The sequence below is a fragment of the Caulobacter sp. GW821-FHT12F03 genome, assembly GCF_058806855.1.
This window is the reverse complement of record NZ_JBXAQC010000007.1, coordinates 84,014-104,374: the sequence shown is the minus strand read 5'-3', so window position 1 is coordinate 104,374 and position 20,361 is coordinate 84,014. Positions and strand designations below refer to the sequence as shown.

The following is a 20,361-nucleotide window of genomic DNA, read 5'->3' as shown; positions in this document are numbered from 1 at the left end:
AGCCTTTCCGCCCCATGACCATCCAGATCCGCTCGGTGGAGAAGTCGTTCGGCCGCTTTCCGGCGCTGAACAACGTCAGCCTCGACGTCGCGCCCGGCGAGCTGCTGGCGCTGCTCGGCCCGTCCGGCTCGGGCAAGACCACCCTGCTGCGCACAATCGCGGGCCTCGAGTATCCGGAAGCCGGCCAGATCCTGTTCGACGGGGCCGATGTGACCTACGCCAGCGCCGCGAGCCGCCGGGTCGGCTTCGTGTTCCAGCAGTACGCGCTGTTCAAGCACATGACGGTGGCCCGCAACGTCGCCTTCGGGCTCGACGTCCGCAAGGGCAAGGACAAGCCGCCGAAGGCCGAGATCGCGTCGCGCGTCGACGAGTTGCTCAAGCTGGTCGAACTCGGCGGCCTGTCGAAGCGCTATCCCTCGCAGCTGTCCGGCGGCCAGCGGCAGCGCGTGGCCCTGGCCCGCGCCCTGGCGGTCTCGCCGCGCGTGCTGTTGCTCGACGAGCCGTTCGGCGCCCTCGACGCGACGGTGCGCAAGTCGCTGCGCAAGGAGCTGCGCCGCATCCATGACGCCACCGGCGTGACCACGGTGTTCGTGACCCACGACCAGGAAGAGGCGCTCGACCTCGCCGACCGCGTGGCCATCCTCAACCACGGCCGCATCGAACAGGTGGGCACCCCGGACCAGGTGCACGACAACCCCGCGAACGCCTTCGTCTGCGGCTTCGTCGGCGAGGCCAACAGCTTCGAGGGCGTGGTCCGGGGCGGCCGGTTCACCGCCGGCGCCATCGACCTGTCCGCGGCCGGCGTCGCCGATGGTCCGGCGGTGGCCTATGTCCGGCCCTATGACATCGCGCTGGGCGGGGAGGGCTTCGCGGCCACCGTCACCCGCATCGGCGTCGACGGCGCCGTGGCCCACATCGACCTGACGACCGCCGACGGCGTTCGCCTCGAGGCCCAGGTCTCGCGGGAGCAGGGTCGTACGCTGGCGGTCGGCGCGAGCGTGCAGGTGAGCGCGCGCGTGGCGCACGTGTTCGGGACGTAGGGAGTAGCGAGTAGTTCTGCCTGGCCACGCCGTCGGCGCCGCGCCGATTTCCGGCTACGCCCTACGCCCTAGCCCCAATGCCTACTGTTGCTGCTGCTGTTCCTGCTGCCGCCGCTGGTCGTCCGACGTCCTCCGCCGGCCGCCCGGGAAGCTCGGGCGGGCCAGGCGCAGGAATTCCGGTTCCGCCAGCGCCGCCTTGGCGCGCGACACGGCCACCGCGACCGACAGGTGGCTGTCGGCCTCGCCCTTGTAGACCCCCAGCGACGGCGGCACGTCGGCATAGTCGCGGCCCACGGCCACGGCGATGTGGCGCTCACCGGTCAGGGTGTTGTTGGTCGGATCGAAGCCTGTCCAGCGCAGGGTCGGCAGGAAGGCCTCGACCCAGGCGTGGGTCGCGTCCGGGTCCGACCGGTCGCCGTGCTGGCGGTCGGTGAACAGGTAGCCGGAGACGTAGCGGGTCGGGATGCCCCAGCTGCGGCAGATGGCGATCATGATGTGGGCGAAGTCCTGGCAGACGCCGCGCCCGACGCCGAGCGCCAGATCGATCGGGCTGTCGGCCGTGGTCACGCCGGGCGCGTAGTCGAACGCCATGTAGAGCGCCTCGTTCAGCGCCCGCAGCGCGGTCAGAGGATCGCGGTGGCGCAGCACGTCGAGGTTCTTTTCCTGCACAAACAGGTCCAGCGCCGCCGAGGGGGTGGCGAAGCCGTGCGGCCGCAGGAAGTCGAAGCATTCCCCGCGCACGAAGTCGCTCTTCAGCCGGTCCCATTCGCCCATGTCCAGGGCGTCGGGCAGGACCGGGTCAGGCTGGGTCTCGACGGCCGAGCGGGCCTCGATGCGCAGGGTGTCGTGCGCCTGCGGCACGTCGAAGTGGTAGACGGCGTTGCCGAAACTGTCGGCGTAGGAGAACACCTGCGCCCGAGGATCGAGATCGAGCTCGAAGCTGATCAGCCGCTGGCGGGCGCTCTTCTGGGGCTGCATGCGCAGCTCCATGACGCTTTCCCGGACCGGGCGCTCGTAGTGGTACTGGGTGACGTGGCGGACCTCGAGCAGCATCAGGCGGGCAACTTCATTTCGAGGGAATAGGCGACGAAGGTGTCGAACACGGCGTTGTGGATGCCGGCGCACTCGCTGATCACGGTGGCCAGCAGGGCGCTGGCGCCGACCGACTCCAGCTCGTCGACGTCGGCGTACTGCAGCCGGGCCTTGAGCCGGCCGGCCAGCCGCTCGGGGGTCGCCAGACCCCCGCTGGCGACGTGGCGCGAGACCCCGACCAGATGTTCCTCGATCCGCGTGGTGGCGAAGCGGATCGAGCGCGGGAACTCCTCGTCGAACACGAGGAACTCGAGGATGTGCCGGGGCTCGATCTCGGCGGTGTAACGCCGCAGATAGGGCTCCAGGGCGCAGCCCATGCGCAGCAGGTTCATCAGGGCGATGCGGTCGGTCACCCGGGCGCTGCGGCGATCGCCGAAGCAGACCTCCAGCAGCCGGGCGATCAGCTGCGCCCGCTCGAGGTAGGCGCCCAGCATCAGGAACCGCCAGCCTTCGCCGTGGCTCATGGTGGCGTCGGCCGCGCCCTTGAACAGGTGCAGGTCGGCGATGGTGTCGTGCAGGAAGGCCGAGGAGCCGCTCTCGAACGCCGCCGAGGCGGTGTCGCTGGTGACCTTCAGATAGAGCAGGTTGAGCCGCTCCCAGGTCTCTGTGGTGATCTGGTCGCGCACCTGACGGGCGTTCTCGCGGGCCAGCGACAGCGAGATGACCACCGAGTTTGGATCCTCGCGGTCGAGCACCAATGACTTGGCCGCCTCGTAGGTCCGCGCGGCGCGGGCCATGTCGGGGTCGCCGACGGCGGACAGGGCGATGTAGGCGGTCTGGGCGGCCGCGTCGGACCGGTCCAGCGTGGCGTTGAGCATCACGTCGGCCAGGCGCGAGAAGTGCTCGGCCCGTTCGAGATAGCGGCCGATCCAGTAGAGGCTGTCGGCGACCCGCGCGAGCATCATGGCAGGGTCTCCTCGAGCACGGTGTCGTCGTCGGCGAGAATCCAGGTGTCCTTCGACCCGCCGCCCTGGCTGGAATTGACCACCAGCGAGCCGCGCCGCAGCGCGACCCGCGTCAGGGCGCCCGGCGTCACGACGATCTTCTCGCCGGACAGGATGAACGGGCGCAGGTCGACGTGGCGCGGCTCGATCCGGCCGTCGATCAGGCAGGGCGCGGTCGACAGCTGGATGGTCGGCTGGGCGATGTAGTTGGCCGGATCGGCCTTCAGGGCCTCGGCGAAGGTCTCGCGCTCCTTGCGACTGGCGTGCGGCCCGACCAGCATGCCGTAGCCGCCGGACGCGCCGACCGCCTTGACCACCAGCTTGTCGAGGTTGGCCAGCACATGGGCCAGTTGGGCCGGTTCGCGGCAGAGAAAGGTCTCGATGTTGGGCAGGATGGCGTCCTCGCCCAGGTAGTATCTGATGATGTCCGGAACGTAGGCGTAGACGGCCTTGTCGTCGGCCACGCCGGTGCCCGGCGCGTTGCACATCACCACGTTGCCGGCGCGGTAGGCGTTGAACAGCCCCGCGACGCCCAGCCCCGAGTCCCGCCGGAAGGTGAGGGGGTCGATGAAGTCGTCATCGACCCGGCGGTAGATCACGTCTACGCGGCGCAGGCCGGTGGTGGTGCGCATGTAGACCATGTTCTCGTGCACCACGAGGTCGCGGCCCTCGACCAGCGGCGCGCCCATCAGGCGGGCCAGGTAGGCGTGCTCATAGTAGGCGCTGTTGTAGACACCGGGCGTCAGCACCACGACCTGCGGATCGGGCCGCCAGTCGGGAGCCATGCTCTTGAGCGTCGCCAGCAGCAGGTCGGGATAGCGCTCGACGGGCCGCACGTTGGCGGCGCGGAAGGTGCCGGGGAAGGTCCGCTTGGCCGCGTCGCGGTTGGCCAGCATGTAGGACACGCCCGACGGCACCCGCAGATTGTCTTCCAGCACGGCGAACTGCCCGTCCTGGCCGCGGATCAGGTCCGAGCCGCAGACGTTGGCGTAGGCCTTGTGCGGTACATAGAGGTGCTGCATCTCGCGGCGATAGGACGGCGCGCCGAGCACCAGCTCGCGGGGCACGACCCCGTCCATGAGGATCTTCTGCTCGCCGTAGATGTCGTCGAGGAACATGTTCAGCGCCCGCAGGCGCTGGATCAGCCCGGCCTCGATGTGGTTCCACTCGCCCGACGGAATGATCCGCGGCACCAGGTCGGTGGGGATGATCCGTTCGGTGGTGGTCTCGGCGCCGTAGACGGTGAAGGTGATGCCCTGCAGCAGGAACGAGCGTTCCAGCGTCTTCTGCCGGTCGGCCAGGGCTTCGGGCGACAGGGTCGTCAGGCGCGTGTGGACCGAACCGTAGTGGTCCCGGACCGCGCCGCCGGGCTGGTACATTTCGTCGAACGGAAGGCCCGGAAGATAGGCGGCGTCCGTCATGGGCAGTCCCTGGGGCAGGTCAGTGGTGTCTATGCTCGCGACGGTCACGTCCGGGTCCGAATCCTCGTCGGCCTGAACGGCCTCTTCACGCTTCATTCGTAACGCTCTTCACAAGGCGTCGGGGGCGTTTCGGACAGAGTCGCCGTCCGAAACCCCGACTGCCCGGCATTTGTGCAACTTTCATCGCCCATGCAAAGGGCGCATGGCGTGACAGCCGCACCCGCGACCACTAAACGGGGGCGGGGGCGCAAACAGAGGAAGACAGTTTGGCGCCTGCGCGCATCGCCCTGACCGCATCCGCCGCCGCCGCGCTCGCCGCGCTGGCCGGCCCGGTGCTGGCGCAGACGCCCAAGGCGGCTGTCCAGGGCGTCGCCGATTCCGAGCTGCGCGAGCAGATCGAGCGCGCCGTCGGCGAGGCGAAATCCTCGCCGGAGACACGGTTCGAGGCCCGCCGCCGGGCCCGCGACGCGGCCGAGGACGCCATCGCCGCCCTGCGCACGCAAGGCTACTACGACTACACGGTCCAGCCGGACGTCATCGACCGCGATGCGGACGATGGCGGCGAGCCGCCGAGGGCGGTGCTGGTGATCAAGCCGGGGCCGCGGTTCCGTTTCGCCGGGGCCGGCATCGAGTGGATCGGGGTCGAGCCCCTGCCGGAGGTCTCGATCGCCGCCGAACAGGCCATGGCCATCCGCCGCGGGGCCGCCGGCCGCGCCGCCGACGTGCTGGCCGCCGAGGGCCGGATCGTCGCGGCCATCCAGAAGCGCGGCTACGCCGACGCCGAGCCCGGCGCCCGCGAGGTCATCGTCGACCACGCCGACCACACGGTCCGCCCGACCTTCCGCATCATCGCCGGCGAGCGCGTGATGATGGACGGCGTGACCGTCGATCCCGCCGGCCGGACCAATCCCGCCTGGGTCGCCTCCCTGGCGCCGTGGAAGCCGGGCGACGTGTTCAATCCCGAACAGGTGGCGGAACTCGAACGCCGGCTGCTGGACACCGGCGTCTATGACTCCGTGTCGGTGTCGCTGCAGCCGGGCGACAAGGCCGACGCCCAGGGACGCCGGCCGGTGCTGGTCGCCCTGACCGACCGTCCCAAGCGCACGCTTGAAGTCAGCGCCGGCTATTCGACCAGCGAGGGGGCCGGCCTCGACCTGCGTCGCACCCGCTACAATCGCCTGGGCCGCGCCGACACCACGACCTACACCCTGCGTCTGGCGGAGCTGGAGCAGCGGTTCGAGGCCAAGCTGGCCCTGCCGCACTGGCGGCGCGCGCAGCAGACCCTGACCGTTGTGGCTGGCGTCTACAACGAGCAGACCGACGCCTACGACGCCATGGGCTTCCTCGCCACGGGCGACATCACCCGGCGCTGGGGCAAGACCAGCTACATCACCGGCGGCGTCTCGTTCGACGCCAGCCGCAGCGCCGAGAAGACCCAGATCAACAACGCCCTGATCAAGGGCGCCGAACGCGACATCCTGACGACGTCGCTGCTCGCGGCGCTGGCCCTGGACCGCTCGGACGACCCGCTCGATCCGACGCGCGGTTGGCGGATCGAGGCGCGCGCCGAACCCACCGCGGCCGTCGGCGACCTGCAGGCCCTGTACTTCCGGCTTCAGGCCCAGGGCTCGGGCTACCTGCCGCTGGATGAGGACGCCCGCACAGTGCTCGCCGGCCGCCTGAAGGTCGGCACGATCGTCGGGGCCGTGCTCGGCGACGTCGCCGCGCCGCGCCGGTTCTATGCCGGCGGCGGCGGCTCGGTGCGTGGCTACGCCTGGCAGGCCATCGGCCCGCGCCTCGTCGACAACACCCCGCAGGGCGGCCTGTCGGTGTTCGAGGCCTCGTTCGAGGTGCGCCACAAGCTCACGGACCGCTGGGGCGTGGTCGCGTTCGTCGACGGTGGGGCCGTCGGCACCGACGCCTATCCGCAGGGCGACGACTTCAGCGCCGGCGCCGGCATCGGCGTGCGATACGATCTCGGCTTCGGTCCGATCCGCGCCGACATCGCCATTCCGCTCGACAAGCGCGAAGGCGACGCCAGCTTCCAGGTCTACATCAGCATCGGACAGGCGTTTTGAGCGAGACCGGGACCTCGCCGAAGGAGACCCCGCGCCGCCGGCTTCTGCCGACGCGCGCTCCCGGCTGGATCATGCTGGTATCGGTGCTGGCGGTGCTGCTGGTCGCGGGCGTCGGCCTGTTCACCCGCTACGGCGTCAACACCGCACCCGGCCTGATGTTCATCGAGGCGCGCGCCAGCGGTCTGAAGCTGGGCCGCTACGGCAAGCTGAAGATCGAGGGGCTGCATGGCGACCTGTGGCGCAACTTCACCGTCCGCCATCTGACGATCAGCGACGAGAAGGGCGTGTGGCTCGACGCCGACAACGTCGTGGTCGTCTGGCGCTACCAGGAGCTGTTCGTCCGCCGCTTCCACGCCGACCGGCTCGCGGCGGCGCATGTGCGCGTGCTGCGCCGGCCGACGCTGACGCCCAAGACCGTCTCGCGCAGCCTGCCGGTGTCGATCAACATCGAGAAGGCGCGGCTGGTCGTCGAGACCCTGCCGGCGTTCAGCTACCAGCGCGGGCTGTTCGACGTCGTCGGATCGCTCGATGTCGTCCGCAAGGGGCCGGTGCACGTCCGCATGGGCGTCGGCAGCCGCCTGCACGCGGGCGACCGCCTGGGTCTGGCCATCGACACCGGCAAGGGCGACCCGCTGGTCGTCATCGCCGACGCATCGGAGGCGGGCGGCGGGGCCATCGCCGGGTCGCTGGGCCTGCCGGCCGACCGGCCGTTCACGCTGAAGGTCCGCGCCGGCGGCGCGCCGGGCGCCGGGCGGTTCACGGCGCTCGCCCGCTCCGGAACGACCGTACCGATCGAGGCGTCCGGCGCCTGGACCAAGGCCGGCGGCTCGGCCAGCGGCCGCGTCTCGCTGATCGCCTCGACCCTGACCGACAACTATGCCCACCGCTTCGGCGACGATGTCCGGTTCAACATCACCGGCGTGAAGGCGAAGAGCGGGCTCTATGACCTCAACGCCCGCGCCGAAAGCGCCACCCTGACGGTCACCGCCCGCGGCGAGGCCGACCCCGGCAAGCGACTGACGGCGCCCGGCGGCCTCGCCGTCACCCTGGCGACGCCGGCGCTCGATCGCGTCGCGGTCGGCTTCATCGACGGCTCAGCACGTTCGCAGGGCCGCTTCATCATGGGCGGCGGGAACTGGAGCTATGCCGGGACCATCACGGCCTCCGGGTTCAAGGCGTTCGGCTACGGCCTGGCGCAGGTTTCCGGTCCGGTGACGGTCGCCCGGCGCAAGGGCGAGCTGACGGTCCAGGGAGTCCTCTCGGGTTCAGGCGGCGGCGGCCAGGGCTATCTCGCCGCGCTGCTGGGACCCCGGCCGGTCGCCGACGTGCAGTACGCCCGCCTGGCCGACGGTCGCCAGCTGATCCGGCGGCTCAAGGCCACCGGGGCCGGTCTCAAGCTCGACGCCACGGGCGAACGCACCCTGCTGGGCGGCCTGTCGTTCAAGGGCGACGCTCAACTGACCAACCTGACCGCCGCGCGCGTCGGTTCGAAGGGGACCGCGACCGCCGCCTGGTCGGCCGCCCAGCGCGGCGGCGGCAAGCCCTGGACCATCACCGTCGACGGCAAGGGCGCCAACTTCGCCACGGGCCTGGCCGAACTGGACCGGCTGCTCGGCGCCGCGCCCCGCTTCAAGGGCAAGGCCGAGATCGGCGGCGGCCGCGTCGCGGTGCAGTCGGCCGAGCTCAACGGCTCCCAGGCCTCGGCCCGCGCGGCCGGCCTGATCGGCCCGTCCGGCGTGCTCAAGCTGAGCCTCGACTGGTCCGCGAAGGGGCCGTTCCGCGCCGGCCCGGTCGAGGTCGCCGGCGATGCGAAGGGGACCGGGGCCATCACCGGAACGGTCGCCGCGCCGCGCGCCGACCTGATCGCCGATTTCGCCACCGTCGCCGTACCGCGCATGACCCTGACCGGCGCGCATGTGATCGTCAGCTTCCTGCGCGGCCCCGGCGGGACCGACGGCGCGGTGGCGATCACCGCCGACAGCGAGTATGGCCCGGCCCGGGCCCGCACCGCGTTCAACATCGCCGACGGCGGGGTCGACCTTACCGGCCTCGACGCAGACGCCGGCGGGGTCAAGGCGACCGGCGCCCTGTCCCTGCGCCGCGGTCGTCCGTCGACGGCCGACCTGATGCTGGCCATCGGCCCGGGCGCGGTGCTGACGGAGGGAACGGTCACCGGCTCGGCGCGCATCGTCGACGCAGCCGGCGGCCCGCGCGCGACCCTGAACCTTTCCGCCCGCAACGCGGCCATCCGCGGGGCCAGCGGCCTGCGCTTCTCGTCCGCCACCTTCACCGCCGACGGCCCGCTGGACCGCCTGCCGGTGGCTATCGACGGTCGCGGCGCCTACGGCTCCAACACCTGGCGGTTCAAGGGCGCCGGCTTCTACGCCCAGCGCGGCGACAGCACCGGCCTGGCGCTGGACGGCGAGGGCAAGTTCGGCACGGCCGAGTTCAAGACCCTGGAATCCGCCCGCATCGGCTTCGGCGGTGGCCAGAAGTTCGCCGACCTCAACCTCGATATCGAGGGGGGCAAGGCGGCCATCGTGTTCCGCTCGGACGCCGACGCCGCCAATCTGAAGGCCAGCCTGACCGGGGTGTCTCTGGGGGCGCTCAACGAGGATCTCGCCGGCCAGTTCGACGGCGAACTGACCCTGCAGGGGCAGGGCGGCCGCCTGAGCGGCAATCTCGCCGCCTCCCTGCGCGACGCGCGGGCCCGCGGGGCCGCCAAGTCCGTGTCGGTCAACGGCGAGGTCAAGGCCGTGCTGGCTGACACCAGCCTGACCATCACCGGCACGGCGACCAACGCCGGCGGCCTGCGCTCCGGGGTCAGCCTCGTCCTGCCGGTGGAGGCCTCGGCCGCGCCGTTGCACCTGGCCATCGCGCGGCAGGAGCCGATGCGCGGCCAGTTCATGGCCGAGGGCGAGATCAAGCCGCTGTGGGACCTGCTGGTCGGCGGCGAGCGCAGCGTCTCGGGCCAGGTCTCGATGGCCGGCACGATCGCCGGAAGCCTCGCGGACCCCCGTCTGGCCGGGCGGGCGGAACTGTCGCGCGGCGCCTTCGAGGACGGGGTCATCGGCCTGAAGCTCGAGGATCTTTCGATCGTCGCGGTGCTGTCGGACAACGCCATCGACGTCAGCCGCTTCTCGGCCACGGACGGACGCGGCGGGCGGATCAGCGGCGGCGAACGCGGCCAGCTGTCGGGCGGCGGCCGCATCAGCCTACAGCGCGACGGCGTCAGCACCTTCAAGGTCAATCTGAAGGACTTCAAGCTGATCGAGAACGACGCCGTCACGGCGATCGCCTCGGGCGACACGACGATCAACCGGGCGGCCGACGGCAAGGTGCAGGTGTCCGGCGCCCTGACCATCGACCGGGCCACGGTGGCCGCCAACCCGCCCACGCCCAGCGGCGTCGTGCCGATGGAGGTGGTCGAGATCAACCGCCCCGACAGCGGCGAGGCGGAAGTGTTGTCCGAACCCTCGCGCGGCCTCGTCGTCGCGCTCGATGTGTCGCTCAAGGCGTCACGCGGCATCTTCGTCGAAGGGCGCGGGCTGGACGCGGAGCTGTCGCTGGACGCCCATGTGGGCGGCACCACCGCTCGGCCGGTGCTCGACGGCGTCGCCCGCGTCGTGCGGGGAGAGTACGACTTCGCCGGCAAGCGCTTCGAGTTCGACCAGCGCGGCGCGGTCTACCTGGCCACCACGCCCGAGAGAATCCGCCTCGACCTGACCGCAACCCGCGACGATCCGGCCCTGACGGCGGTGATCCGCGTGCGCGGCACGGCGGCCAAGCCCGAGATCACCCTGACCTCGACGCCCGTGCTGCCCAACGACGAGGTGCTGTCGCGCATCCTGTTCGGCTCGTCGGCCGCGCAGCTGTCGCCGCTCGAAGCCGCCCAGCTGGCCTCGGCCCTGGCGGCGCTGGCCGGCGGCGGCGGCTTCGACGTGATCGGCAACCTGAAGAACTTCGCCGGCCTCGACCGGCTGGTGTTCGCCGGCGGCGGTGCTGCCGGGGCCATGACCATCGCCGGCGGCAAGTACCTGACCGACGACGTCTATCTGGAAATCATCGGCGGCGGCCGCGACGGCCCGGCGGCCCAGGTCGAGTGGCGGGTGAAGCGCAACCTGTCGATCATCTCCCGCCTGCAGGGCGAGGGCGGCGGCAAGCTGTCGGTCCGCTGGCGGCGGGACTACTGAGGCCGCCTACTTGCAGCGCATCACCTTGCCGTGGCCGAGCGCCTTGTTGAACGCGCCGGTCTGATCGAACGTGAAGGACAGACCCTTGATCGTTTCGGCCGCCGCCGCGAGGCGCTGGGCAGAGGCGTAGATCGCTTCGTAGGGCGGTTCATTCGGCGTCTTGCGGGCCGCGCGGATCGCCTGGTCGAGGTCGCCGCAGTAGGCGTCGCCAACCTTCCTGGCCTTGAACGTCTTGTCGAGGTCCTTCGCCCCCATACAGAACGACATGAGCTGGATGCCGGCCCAGTTCGGCATGCGGTTCGACATCGCCTCGCCGGTGACGCCGGCGCAGGCGCCGGTCAGGCCGTCGATATAGGCTTCCATGTCCGGCTCGGTGCTGTTGGCGGCGGCGATCAGGCGCTCACTGCGGGCCAGCCAGACCTGCTGGGCGGTGTCGGTGAAGGCCTGGGCCTGGGCTGCAGGGGCCGTTGCCGCCCAGATCAGCACGGCGACGGTCCCGAGGGATCTGTTGAATATCATGGGTCGGGCCTTCGATTGTCTGGACTGGAACAGCCGAATGCCAGCCGGCTCCGCGCCGACCGACCCTAGAAAGGGTGGGTGAAGGCGCGATCGCGGGGGGTTCACCTTCCGTCATCTCGCGGCTATCAAGGGACAACGGTGATCCCCGTCTTGCGCCATTCCGGCGGATCGCTCATCCGAAACACGCGTCGACATGCGTCCGCGGCAATGGCGTCGGTAAAGCTGGATTGAGCCGCCGATGCGCCTGTCACCGGAAGAGAAGGCTGTTCTCGACGCCCTCGGCGAACAGGGATCGGTGATCGTCGACCGTGCGGTCGGCTGGTGCGCGACCAACTCGGGCAGCCGCAACATCGCCGGCCTGCACACCACGATGGAACTGCTGTCCGAGGCCTTCTCGGTCCTGCCGGGCGACCTGCAGCAGCGGGCCCTGGCCCCGTCGATCGAGATCGCCGCCGACGGGCGGGAGAAGGAACAGGTCCACACCCCGGCCATCGCCGTCACCGTCCGCCCCGAGGCGCCGGTGCAGGTGGTCCTGACCGGCCACTACGACACCGTGTTTCCCGCCGAGAGCCGCTTCCAGACCGTCGCCACGCGCGCCGACGGGGCCCTGAACGGCCCCGGCATCGCCGACATGAAGGGCGGCATCAGCGTGATTCTCGCCGCCCTTCAGGCCTTCGAGACCCATGCCGCCGCCGATCAGGTCGGCTACCGCGTGCTGCTGTCTCCGGACGAGGAGATCGGCTCCCTGGCGTCGGCCCCGGTGCTGGCCGAGTTCGGCCGGCTGGGCCATGTCGGCCTGACCTACGAGCCGGCGCTGGCCGACGGGACCCTGGCCGGGGCGCGCAAGGGCTCGGGCAACTTCCATGTTCGCGTCACCGGCCTGAGCGCCCACGCCGGACGCGACTTCGCCCTCGGCCGCAACGCCATCACCGCCGCCGCCCGCATCGCCGGGGCGCTCGACGCGCTCAACGGCCGCCGGGACGGCGTGACCCTCAACGTCGCCCGCATCGACGGCGGCTCGCCGCTCAACGTGGTGCCAGACATCGCCGTGGTCCGTTTCAACGTCCGCTTCCCCGACGCCGACGCGGCCGCCTGGCTCGAGGCCGGCATTGCCCAGGCCCTGACGGCCGGGCAGGGCGACGGCCTGGACGTCAGCCTGCACGGCGGCTTCACCCGACCGGCCAAGCCGTTCAACGCCGCCCAGACCGAGCTGTTCGGCAAGGTGAAGGAGGTCGGCGGCCTGCTCGGCCAGGCGATCGCCTGGACACCGTCCGGCGGCGTCTGCGAGGGCAACAACCTGTTCGCCGTCGGCCTGCCCAACGTCGACACGCTCGGCGTGCGCGGCGGCGACATCCACAGCGAACACGAATTCGCCTGGCCGGACAGCTTCGCCGAACGGGCGCGGCTGTCGGCCCTGATCCTCATGAAACTGGCGTCGGGCGAGATCGACGCACGGGGCATCCGCGCCCTGATGGAGTCCCGTTGATGCTCGTTGTCCGTCCCGCCGTTCCCGCCGACTACGACCAGCTGATGGAGCTGGCGGTGCTGTCGGGCCGCGGCTTCACCAGCCTGCCGGAAGACGAGCCGACCCTGCGCGCGCGGCTGGACCTGTCGGCGGCCAGCTTCGCCGGCGAGGTCGCCGCGCCGGAGTCCTGGTTCACCCTGATGCTGGAAGATACCGACACGGGCGGTATCGACGGCGTCGCGGGGGTAAAGGCCAGCGTCGGCCTCAAGCGGCCGTTCTTCTCGTTCCGCGTGGTGACCCTGGCCCAGTCGTCGCCGACGCTGGACATGCGTTTCGACCACCAGGCCCTGGTGCTGGTCAACGAATGCGCCGGCTGGTCCGAGGTCGGCTCGCTGTTCCTGCGACCCGAGAAGCGCAAGGGCGGGGCCGGACGGCTGCTGGCCCAGTCGCGTTACATGCTGATCGGCATCGAGCCGCAGCGCTTCGCCGAGATGGTGCTGGCCGAGCTGCGCGGCTGGTTCGACGAGGACGGCAGCTGTCCGTTCTGGGAGGACGTGGCCAGCAAGTTCTTCAACCTGCCGTTCGACGAGGCCGACCTGATGAGCGCCTCGACCAACGGCCAGTTCATTCTCGATCTGGCCCCGCGGCACCCGATCTACTCCGGCCTGCTGCCCGAGAAGGCGCGCAAGGCTGTCGGCCGGGTGCACCGCGACGGCGAGGCCGCCCGGGCCATGCTTGAGCGCGAGGGCTTCCGCTACCAGGGCCTGGTCGACCTGTTCGACGCCGGCCCGACCATGGGCGCGCCGCGCGACGACATCCGCACGGTCAAGGACGCCCGCCGGCTGACCGTCCGCCTCGGCGAGGACGCGTTCGGCGAGGAGGCGCTGGTCTCGACCCACGATGTGGCGAAGTTCCGCGCCGTCCGCGCGCCGGTGCTGGTCGACGGCGAGACGGCGGTGCTGTCCCGTGAAGCGGCCGAGGTTCTGCGCGTGCGCGAAGGCGATCTGGTGAAGGTGAAGGCATGAGCCGCGGTCTCTACATCAACGGCCAGTGGTCATCCGGCCATGGTCCCGCCCTGACCTCGATCGATCCGGCGACGGGCCAGCCGGTCTGGCAGGCCGCCACGGCGACGTCCGACGACGTCGCCCGCGCGGTCGCCGCCGCGCGGCGCGCCTTCCAGGACTGGGCTGACCAGCCGCGCGAAGAGCGGATCGCCGTGCTCCGCCGCTACAAGGCCGCGCTCGACGCGCGCAAGGACGCCTTCGCCGAGGCGCTGAGCCGGGAGACTGGCAAGGCCCTTTGGGAGACAAAGGCCGAGCTCGGCTCGATGATGGCCAAGGTCGACGTCTCGATCACCGCCTATGACGAGCGCACCGGGGTGCGCGAGTCGGCCATGCCGTTCGGCCGCGCGGTGCTGCGCCACCGGGCTTATGGCGTGATGGCCGTGCTCGGGCCGTTCAACTTCCCCGGCCACCTGCCCAACGGCCACATCGTCCCGGCGCTGCTGGCCGGCGACACCATCGTCTTCAAGCCGTCGGAGGAAACCCCGATGGCCGGCGAGCTGCTGGTCGAGGCGCTCGAGGCCGCCGGCCTGCCGCCCGGCGTGGTCAACCTGGTCCAGGGCGGGCGCGAGACCGGCGCGGCCCTGATCGAGCAGGAGATCGACGGCCTGCTGTTCACCGGATCGGCCGCCGCCGGCAGCCATTTCCGCCGTGTGTTCGCCGACCGGCCGGATGTGATCCTGGCGCTGGAGCTGGGCGGCAACAATCCTCTGGTGGTCTGGGACACGGCTGACGCCGAAGCCGCCGCCGCGCTGGTCATCCAGTCGGCCTTCATCACCACCGGCCAGCGCTGCTCCTGCGCCCGTCGCCTGATCGTGCCCGAGGGGCATGAGGGCCAGGCGGTCATCGACGCCGTCGCCGCCCTGTCCGACCGGCTGATCGCCGGCGCCTGGGACAGCGCGCCCGAGCCTTTCATGGGGCCGTTGATCTCCGCCCGCGCCGGCCGCATGGCCCGCGACGCGGCGGCGCTGTTCGAAGGCCAGGTGATCCGTCAGGCCCGCGCCATCGACGGCCTGTCAGAGGCCTTCATCACGCCCGGCATCATCGACGTCAGCCACCACGAGACGCCGGACGAGGAGATCTTCGCCCCGGTGCTGCAGGTGCGGCGCGCGGCGACCTTCGACGGGGCCATCGCGCTGGCCAACGCCACCCGCTACGGCCTCAGCGCCGGCCTGATCAGCGATGATCCCGCCCGTTGGGAACGCTTCCAGCAGCGCATCCGCGCCGGCGTGGTCAACTGGAACCGCCCGACCACCGGCGCGGCCGGCGCGGCCCCGTTCGGCGGCCTCGGCGCCTCCGGCAACCACCGCCCGAGCGCCTACTACGCCGCCGACTACTGCGCCTATCCGGTGGCCAGCTTCGAGGCCGACGCGGTGGTCCAGACGGTGGGCGAGATCAAGGGGCTGAAGGAGTGAGCGTCATCCAGTTCCTCCCCCGCAGGGGGAGGGGGACCATCCGAAGGATGGTGGAGGGGGCAGCGCCGGCGTCGGCCCCCTCAGTCACCGCTTCGCGGCGACAGCTAGCCCCGTGGGGGAGCATCCGATGACCCGCGCCGTCGAAGCCAACTGCGACGGCCTCGTCGGCCCGACCCACAGTTTCGCGGGTCTGGCCCCCGGCAACCTCGCCAGCGAACACAACAAGGGCGATCCCTCGAACCCGCGCTCGGCGGTGCTGGAAGGCCTCGGCAAGATGCGGCTGATGGCCGACCTCGGCCTGCCGCAGTTCGTGCTGCCGCCGCACGAGCGGCCGGACGTCGGCTTCCTGCGCGCGATCGGCTTTTCCGGCACGGACGCGGCCGTCATCGAGACGGCGGCGAAACAGGCCCCGGAACTGCTCAATACCGCCTGTTCGGCCTCGCCGATGTGGGCCGCCAACGCCGCCACGGTGACGCCGAGCGCCGACGCCGCCGACGGCCGGGTGCATTTCACCCCGGCCAACCTGCTGACCAACCTGCACCGCAGTCTCGAGGGTGGCCAGACGACGCGCGCGCTGCGCCGGCTGTTCCCGGACGAGGCCCGGTTCGCCGTGCATGATCCGCTGCCGGCCGCGCCACACTTCGCCGACGAGGGCGCGGCCAACCACGTGCGACTCTGCGCCGACCATGGCGAGCCGGGGGTAAACCTGTTCGTCTGGGGCCGCGAAGCCTGGGAAAGCTGGCAGGGCCGCTTTCCTGCCCGCCAGACGCTGCAGGCGTTCGAGGCCGTCGCCCGTCGCCACGGCGCGACCGGCGCGGTGTTCGCCCGCCAGGCCCGCGCGGCCATCGAGGCCGGGGTGTTCCACAACGACGTGGTCTGCGTCGGGGCCAGGACCTGCCTGTTCTTCCACGAGGCGGCCTTCGACGACGCCGCGACCGTCCAGGACGACATCCGCGCCGCCGCCGGGGGCAAGTTCGAGCCGCAGTTCGTCGAGATCGCCGAAGCCGATCTGCCCCTCGGCGACGCGATCCGGTCGTACCTGTTCAACTCGATGCTGGTGAGCCTGCCCGGCGAGGACCGGCTGACGCTGATCGCGCCGATGGAGACGGCCGAGACGCCGCGCGCGAAGGACGCCGTCGACCGGGCCATCGCCTCGAACGGCCCGATCGGCGCGGTGCGCTATGTCGATGTGCGCCAGAGCATGCGCAACGGCGGCGGCCCGGCCTGCCTGCGGCTGCGGGTGGCGCTCACCGACGCCGAACTGGCCGCCGCCAACCCGGCCCAGCGGTTCGACGCCGGCTTGCACGATCGTCTGACGGCCTGGGCGAACAGCCACTACCGCGACCGCCTGCGCCCCGCCGACCTCGCCGACCCCCAGCTGCTGGTCGAAAGCCGCCGGGCGCTCGACGAGCTGACCGGCATTCTGGACCTGGGAAGCGGCTTCTATCCGTTCCAGCGTTCGTAGCGGGGACATGTACCGAAGGTACGTGTCCCCTAGACCAGCGCCGCTCTATTCTGGGGGACACGTACCTTCTGTACATGTCTCCGGGGCTACCCGCCCCGGAGCCGCATCAGCGCGGCCGGAAACCGGCGGGACAGGGGCGCTTCAAGCGACCCCAGCGCCACCGTGTAGTCGCCGGAGCCCGCCGGCGTCAGACCCGTGACCCGCGCGGCGCTGACTAACCAGGAACGATGGGTTCGCACAAAGCCGAACGGCGCCAGCCGGGCCTCGACCGCCGCCAGGGACGAGCGCATCAGCGGCTTGCGGCCGTCGGCAAGATGGACCTCGACATAGTTGCCGGCCGAGGTCACCGCGAGGATATCGGCGACCGGCACGCGCAGGACCTTCGCCCCGTCGCGGATGTCGAAGGTCGCGGGGTGATCGGGCTGCGTCGCGGCCGCCTGGAAGGCCAGGCGCCGGGCGACCCACACCCCGACCGTCACGCCGACATAGGACAGGGCGTCCTTGCGCAGCTCGTAGGGGAAGCGGTCGAGGAACGGCCCGAAGTCGTAGGTCGCGCCGGCGAGGCTCCAGAACCAGTGTCGCAGCAGGATGAAGCCGGCGACGTGCAGCAGCGAGAACAGCAGCAACGCCGGGCCGTGCACCGCCAGGGTCCGCCACCAGCGCCGGTCGTCCAGCGGCGCGAGACGCACCAGGAACCACGGCATCCAGATCAGCGCGATGCCCGACAGCCCGCTGCTGACCTCGCTGCCGACGGCGGCTCGCACCGACAGGTCCGGCTCGTCCTGCAGCACCGTGAAGATGTTCACCAGGATGACGGCGGAAATGAACAGCGTGACCCAGGCCATGGCGCGCCAGAACACGGCCCAGTCCTGTCCGTCCGTCCCGGTTTTCTCGCCGTTCGTCACCAGCGGCCTCCGCTCGTCACGCCGGCCGCGCCGTCGACGGCAGTCCGGTGGCCAGGCCGACCGCGCCCTGCGCTGATGGTGAGGTCATTCATCCCCTGAGCCTCGCCCATGAACCCGACTTCCGAACGCCGCGCCGATCTCGACTGGATCCGCGTCGGGGCCTTCTTCCTGCTGATTCTGTACCACGTCGGCATGTTCTACGTGCCCTGGGACTGGCACGTGAAGTCGCCGCGCCCGGTCGCATGGCTCGAACCGGTGATGCAGCTGACCAACCCCTGGCGGCTGACGCTGCTGTTCCTCGTGTCGGGCGCGGCGACGCGCTTCATGGCCGACAGGATGACGGCCGGGGCGCTCGCCGGAGCGCGGGTGTCCCGCCTGCTGCCGCCGCTGATCTTCGCCATGCTGGTGATCGTCCCGCCACAGACCTGGCTGCAAATCCTGGAGGCGGCGCCGGCCGCGGCCGGATCCTGGAGCGGCTTCTATCTCAAGTATGTCACCGCGTCGGGCCACTGGTGCCGGGGCGGTGAATGCCTGATCACCCCGACCTGGAACCACATGTGGTTCGTCGCCTATCTGTTCGTCTACAGCCTGCTGCTGGCGGCCGTGCTGGCGGTGGCGCGGGCGCCGCTGCTGCGGCTCGGCGACCGGCTGGCGGGCCGGCTGGACAGCATCGGCCTGCTGCTCTGGCCGATCGTGCTGCTGGCGCTGTTCCGCCTCACGCTGCGGCCGTTCTTTGAGGAAACCCACAACCTGGTCTGGGACTGGTACGTCCATGCCGAAAGCCTGAGCGCCTTCCTGTTCGGCTTCCTGATCGCGAAGTCGGAGACGTTGAAGGCGCGGTTCATCCGTCTGCGCTGGCCGGCCCTGCTGCTGGCGATCGCGGCCTGGGCCGCCTGGGCCGGGTACAACTGGACCTTCCGCGCCGCCGAGATTGCGCCGCCCGAGGCCCTGAAGCAGGCGATGTGCTGCGTCTACGCCATCGACCAGTGGTGCGCGATCGTCGCCGTGCTCGGCTTCGGCGCCCGCCACCTCACCGGCGGCGGCCCGGTGCTGCGCTACCTGACGCTGGGCGTGTTCCCGTTCTACATCGTCCACCAGACGGTGATCGTCGTGGCCGGACACTACCTCGCCCGGCTGGGTTTGAACCAGGCGCTGGAGGCGGGGATCCTCACCGCCACGACCTTCGCCGCCTGTTTCCTGACCTACGAGATCGTCCGCCGCGTGCCGGTCCTGAGGCCGCTGTTCGGGCTGAAGTTCAACCCGGCGCGCCCCTAGCGGGCCAGGGCGTAGGCCTGCGTGCCCCGCGTGAACACCCGGTCGGCGTCGACGATGGCGTCGATCGGAATGTCCGGCGCGCCGTCGAGGCGTTCGTAGATCGGCGCGAAGTCCTGAAGCGTCGCGTCGAGCAGCGCCTGCAGCGAGGGAATGACGAAATAGACCTGCTGGAAGTCGTCGATGCGGTAGGGCGTGCGCATCAGCCGCTCGAGATCAAAACCGATCCGGTTGGGCGAGGGGTCTTCGAGAGCGAAGATCGACTCCGATCGCGAGGAGACGATACCGGCGCCATAGATCCGCAGACCCTTGGGGGTCTCCAGCAGGCCGAACTCGACGGTGTACCAGTAGAGGCGCGCCAGATTGTGCAGCTGGCCCCGGCCGGCGGCGCGCAGGCCGCCCTCGCCATAGGCCTGCATGTAGTCGGCGAACACCGGATTGGTCAGCATCGGCACATGGCCGAAGACATCATGGAAGATGTCCGGCTCCTGCAGATAGTCGAGCTGGTCGGGTCGGCGGATGAACTGGCCGGCCGGGAAACGCCGGTTGGCCAGGTGCTCGAAAAAGACATCGTCGGGCACGAGGCCGGGCACGGCGACGACGGTCCAGCCCGTCAGCCGCCTGAGGTCCTCATTGATCTTGCGGAAGTCGGGAATGCCGCCCCTGTGCAGGTCCAGCGCGTCCAGCCCGTGCAGGAATTCCTCGCAGGCGTAGCCGGGGAGGAGGGCGGTCTGGCGCTCGTACAGCGTATCCCAGACCGCGTGTTCGGCGGGCGTGTAGGCGTCCCATCCCTGGTCGATGGTCCAGTCCGCCGCCGCGCCGGCCGGCGGGCCGCTGGTGAAGCCGTCTGCGCTCATGGGGCGAGGATAGGGTGCGACTTGCGAAAAGTCCGTTCGAAGGCGCCCCTCGTTTGGCGGTTTCGGGGAATGATCGTGCGTGGTTCGAGCCCCGGATCAAGTCCGGGGTCGGCTGATGCCTCGCTCCTCACCAACACGAACAGAAGCGCAACCCGGCCATCTTCGTCATCCTGACGAGCGGACCCTCAGGTCCGCGCCTCGAAGGACGCAGCCTCAGTGGGCGATGCGGGGCCGCATGTTGTAGTGACCGTCCTCGAAGCCTTCGAAGATCAGCGACGCATGCGGATGGCCCACCGGCTCGCCGGTGTCGTCCGGCAGCAGGTTCTGCTCGGAGACATAGGCGACGTAGGTGTTCTCGTTGTTTTCGGCCAGCAGGTGGTAGAACGGCTGATCCTTGCGCGGACGGATGTCCTCGGGGATCGATTCCCACCATTCCTCGGTGTTGGCGAACTCCGGATCGACGTCGAAGATCACGCCCCGGAACGGAAAGATCCGGTGCCTGACAACCTGGCCGATCGCGAATTTGGCAAGTCTGGCGTTCATGATCCCGGGAAGCTAGCGCGTCGCCCCTGACTGGAAGATGAACGTAGACGGCCGGCGCCGTTAGGCAAGTCAATGCCTTCCGCTGCGCGAA

The 20,361-nt window shown here is 70.6% G+C and carries 15 protein-coding genes; 8 read left to right on the top strand and 7 right to left on the bottom strand.

The window, feature by feature from the left end; genetic code table 11:
• Positions 1-14: 14 nt before the first annotated feature.
• Entirely contained in the window at positions 15-1,040 is a 1,026-nt protein-coding gene (locus tag AC1RN0_RS15755) for a sulfate/molybdate ABC transporter ATP-binding protein (RefSeq protein WP_492788410.1), read from the top strand.
• An 81-nt stretch (positions 1,041-1,121) separates the two neighbouring features.
• On the opposite strand, the gene AC1RN0_RS15750 is transcribed toward AC1RN0_RS15755, so the two are convergent.
• The 3 genes from AC1RN0_RS15750 to AC1RN0_RS15740 are packed head-to-tail and all read right to left on the bottom strand — an operon-like array spanning position 1,122 to position 4,497.
• Positions 1,122-2,093, bottom strand: coding sequence for a transglutaminase family protein (locus AC1RN0_RS15750; protein ID WP_492788409.1), 972 nt, complete (start codon positions 2,091-2,093; stop codon positions 1,122-1,124).
• Positions 2,093-3,037: an alpha-E domain-containing protein gene (locus AC1RN0_RS15745; RefSeq protein WP_492788408.1), complete on the bottom strand. Its 945-nt coding sequence runs from the start codon at positions 3,035-3,037 to the stop codon at positions 2,093-2,095. The genes AC1RN0_RS15750 and AC1RN0_RS15745 overlap by 1 nt, the downstream gene beginning before the upstream one ends.
• Complete coding sequence (locus AC1RN0_RS15740; protein ID WP_492788530.1) at positions 3,034-4,497, bottom strand: circularly permuted type 2 ATP-grasp protein; 1,464 nt, start codon at positions 4,495-4,497, stop codon at positions 3,034-3,036. Before AC1RN0_RS15740 ends, AC1RN0_RS15745 begins: the two co-directional genes overlap by 4 nt.
• Before the next feature lie 266 nt (positions 4,498-4,763).
• Between AC1RN0_RS15740 and AC1RN0_RS15735 the strand changes: the two genes are divergently transcribed.
• Both AC1RN0_RS15735 and AC1RN0_RS15730 read left to right on the top strand, forming a co-directional pair.
• A complete protein-coding gene (locus AC1RN0_RS15735) occupies positions 4,764-6,575 on the top strand; it encodes an autotransporter assembly complex protein TamA (protein ID WP_492788407.1) in 1,812 nt (603 codons plus the stop codon).
• On the top strand, positions 6,572-10,768 hold the full coding sequence (locus tag AC1RN0_RS15730) for a translocation/assembly module TamB domain-containing protein (protein WP_492788406.1): 4,197 nt from the start codon (positions 6,572-6,574) through the stop codon (positions 10,766-10,768). Before AC1RN0_RS15735 ends, AC1RN0_RS15730 begins: the two co-directional genes overlap by 4 nt.
• Positions 10,769-10,774: 6 nt before the next feature.
• On the opposite strand, the gene AC1RN0_RS15725 is transcribed toward AC1RN0_RS15730, so the two are convergent.
• Positions 10,775-11,287, bottom strand: coding sequence for a hypothetical protein (locus AC1RN0_RS15725; RefSeq protein ID WP_492788405.1), 513 nt, complete (start codon positions 11,285-11,287; stop codon positions 10,775-10,777).
• Positions 11,288-11,525: 238 nt separating this feature from the next.
• Between AC1RN0_RS15725 and AC1RN0_RS15720 the strand changes: the two genes are divergently transcribed.
• The 4 genes from AC1RN0_RS15720 (at position 11,526) to astB (ending at position 16,693) form a co-directional block, all read left to right on the top strand.
• On the top strand, positions 11,526-12,773 hold the full coding sequence (locus AC1RN0_RS15720; protein WP_492788404.1) for a hydrolase: 1,248 nt from the start codon (positions 11,526-11,528) through the stop codon (positions 12,771-12,773).
• Positions 12,773-13,777: an arginine N-succinyltransferase gene (locus AC1RN0_RS15715; RefSeq protein WP_492788403.1), complete on the top strand. Its 1,005-nt coding sequence runs from the start codon at positions 12,773-12,775 to the stop codon at positions 13,775-13,777. The genes AC1RN0_RS15720 and AC1RN0_RS15715 overlap by 1 nt, the downstream gene beginning before the upstream one ends.
• Positions 13,774-15,228, top strand: a complete 1,455-nt coding sequence (astD, locus tag AC1RN0_RS15710; RefSeq protein ID WP_492788402.1) for a succinylglutamate-semialdehyde dehydrogenase — start codon at positions 13,774-13,776, stop codon at positions 15,226-15,228. The genes AC1RN0_RS15715 and astD overlap by 4 nt, the downstream gene beginning before the upstream one ends.
• Positions 15,229-15,355: 127 nt before the next feature.
• Entirely contained in the window at positions 15,356-16,693 is a 1,338-nt protein-coding gene (gene astB, locus AC1RN0_RS15705; RefSeq protein WP_492788401.1) for an N-succinylarginine dihydrolase, read from the top strand.
• A gap of 86 nt (positions 16,694-16,779) precedes the next feature.
• Here the strand turns inward: astB and AC1RN0_RS15700 are convergent, their stop codons facing one another.
• Entirely contained in the window at positions 16,780-17,598 is an 819-nt protein-coding gene (locus tag AC1RN0_RS15700; protein WP_492788400.1) for a LytTR family DNA-binding domain-containing protein, read from the bottom strand.
• Positions 17,599-17,706: 108 nt separating this feature from the next.
• On the opposite strand from AC1RN0_RS15700, the gene AC1RN0_RS15695 reads away from it, so the two are divergent.
• Positions 17,707-18,873 carry an acyltransferase family protein gene (locus tag AC1RN0_RS15695; protein ID WP_492788399.1) on the top strand — a complete coding sequence of 389 codons (1,167 nt, stop codon included), beginning with the start codon at positions 17,707-17,709 and terminating at the stop codon, positions 18,871-18,873.
• Here AC1RN0_RS15695 and phhA read toward each other — a convergent pair.
• Both phhA and hspQ read right to left on the bottom strand, forming a co-directional pair.
• Positions 18,870-19,727, bottom strand: coding sequence for a phenylalanine 4-monooxygenase (gene phhA, locus AC1RN0_RS15690; protein WP_492788398.1), 858 nt, complete (start codon positions 19,725-19,727; stop codon positions 18,870-18,872). The genes AC1RN0_RS15695 and phhA overlap by 4 nt on opposite strands.
• 213 nt (positions 19,728-19,940) lie before the next feature.
• Positions 19,941-20,270 carry a heat shock protein HspQ gene (gene hspQ / locus AC1RN0_RS15685; RefSeq protein ID WP_492788397.1) on the bottom strand — a complete coding sequence of 110 codons (330 nt, stop codon included), beginning with the start codon at positions 20,268-20,270 and terminating at the stop codon, positions 19,941-19,943.
• Positions 20,271-20,361: the final 91 nt, after the last annotated feature.

What these genes read in the sequence shown, in the direction of transcription:
- AC1RN0_RS15755 (WP_492788410.1), top strand. Translation starts at nt 15, where the DNA reads ATGACCATCCAGATCCGCTCGGTGGAGAAGTCGTTCGGCCGCTTTCCG.
- AC1RN0_RS15750 (WP_492788409.1), bottom strand. Translation starts at nt 2,093, where the DNA reads ATGCTGCTCGAGGTCCGCCACGTCACCCAGTACCACTACGAGCGCCCG.
- AC1RN0_RS15745 (WP_492788408.1), bottom strand. Translation starts at nt 3,037, where the DNA reads ATGATGCTCGCGCGGGTCGCCGACAGCCTCTACTGGATCGGCCGCTAT.
- AC1RN0_RS15740 (WP_492788530.1), bottom strand. Translation starts at nt 4,497, where the DNA reads ATGACGGACGCCGCCTATCTTCCGGGCCTTCCGTTCGACGAAATGTAC.
- AC1RN0_RS15725 (WP_492788405.1), bottom strand. Translation starts at nt 11,287, where the DNA reads ATGATATTCAACAGATCCCTCGGGACCGTCGCCGTGCTGATCTGGGCG.
- AC1RN0_RS15720 (WP_492788404.1), top strand. Translation starts at nt 11,526, where the DNA reads ATGCGCCTGTCACCGGAAGAGAAGGCTGTTCTCGACGCCCTCGGCGAA.
- AC1RN0_RS15715 (WP_492788403.1), top strand. Translation starts at nt 12,773, where the DNA reads ATGCTCGTTGTCCGTCCCGCCGTTCCCGCCGACTACGACCAGCTGATG.
- astD (WP_492788402.1), top strand. Translation starts at nt 13,774, where the DNA reads ATGAGCCGCGGTCTCTACATCAACGGCCAGTGGTCATCCGGCCATGGT.
- astB (WP_492788401.1), top strand. Translation starts at nt 15,356, where the DNA reads ATGACCCGCGCCGTCGAAGCCAACTGCGACGGCCTCGTCGGCCCGACC.
- AC1RN0_RS15695 (WP_492788399.1), top strand. Translation starts at nt 17,707, where the DNA reads ATGAACCCGACTTCCGAACGCCGCGCCGATCTCGACTGGATCCGCGTC.
- phhA (WP_492788398.1), bottom strand. Translation starts at nt 19,727, where the DNA reads ATGAGCGCAGACGGCTTCACCAGCGGCCCGCCGGCCGGCGCGGCGGCG.
- hspQ (WP_492788397.1), bottom strand. Translation starts at nt 20,270, where the DNA reads ATGAACGCCAGACTTGCCAAATTCGCGATCGGCCAGGTTGTCAGGCAC.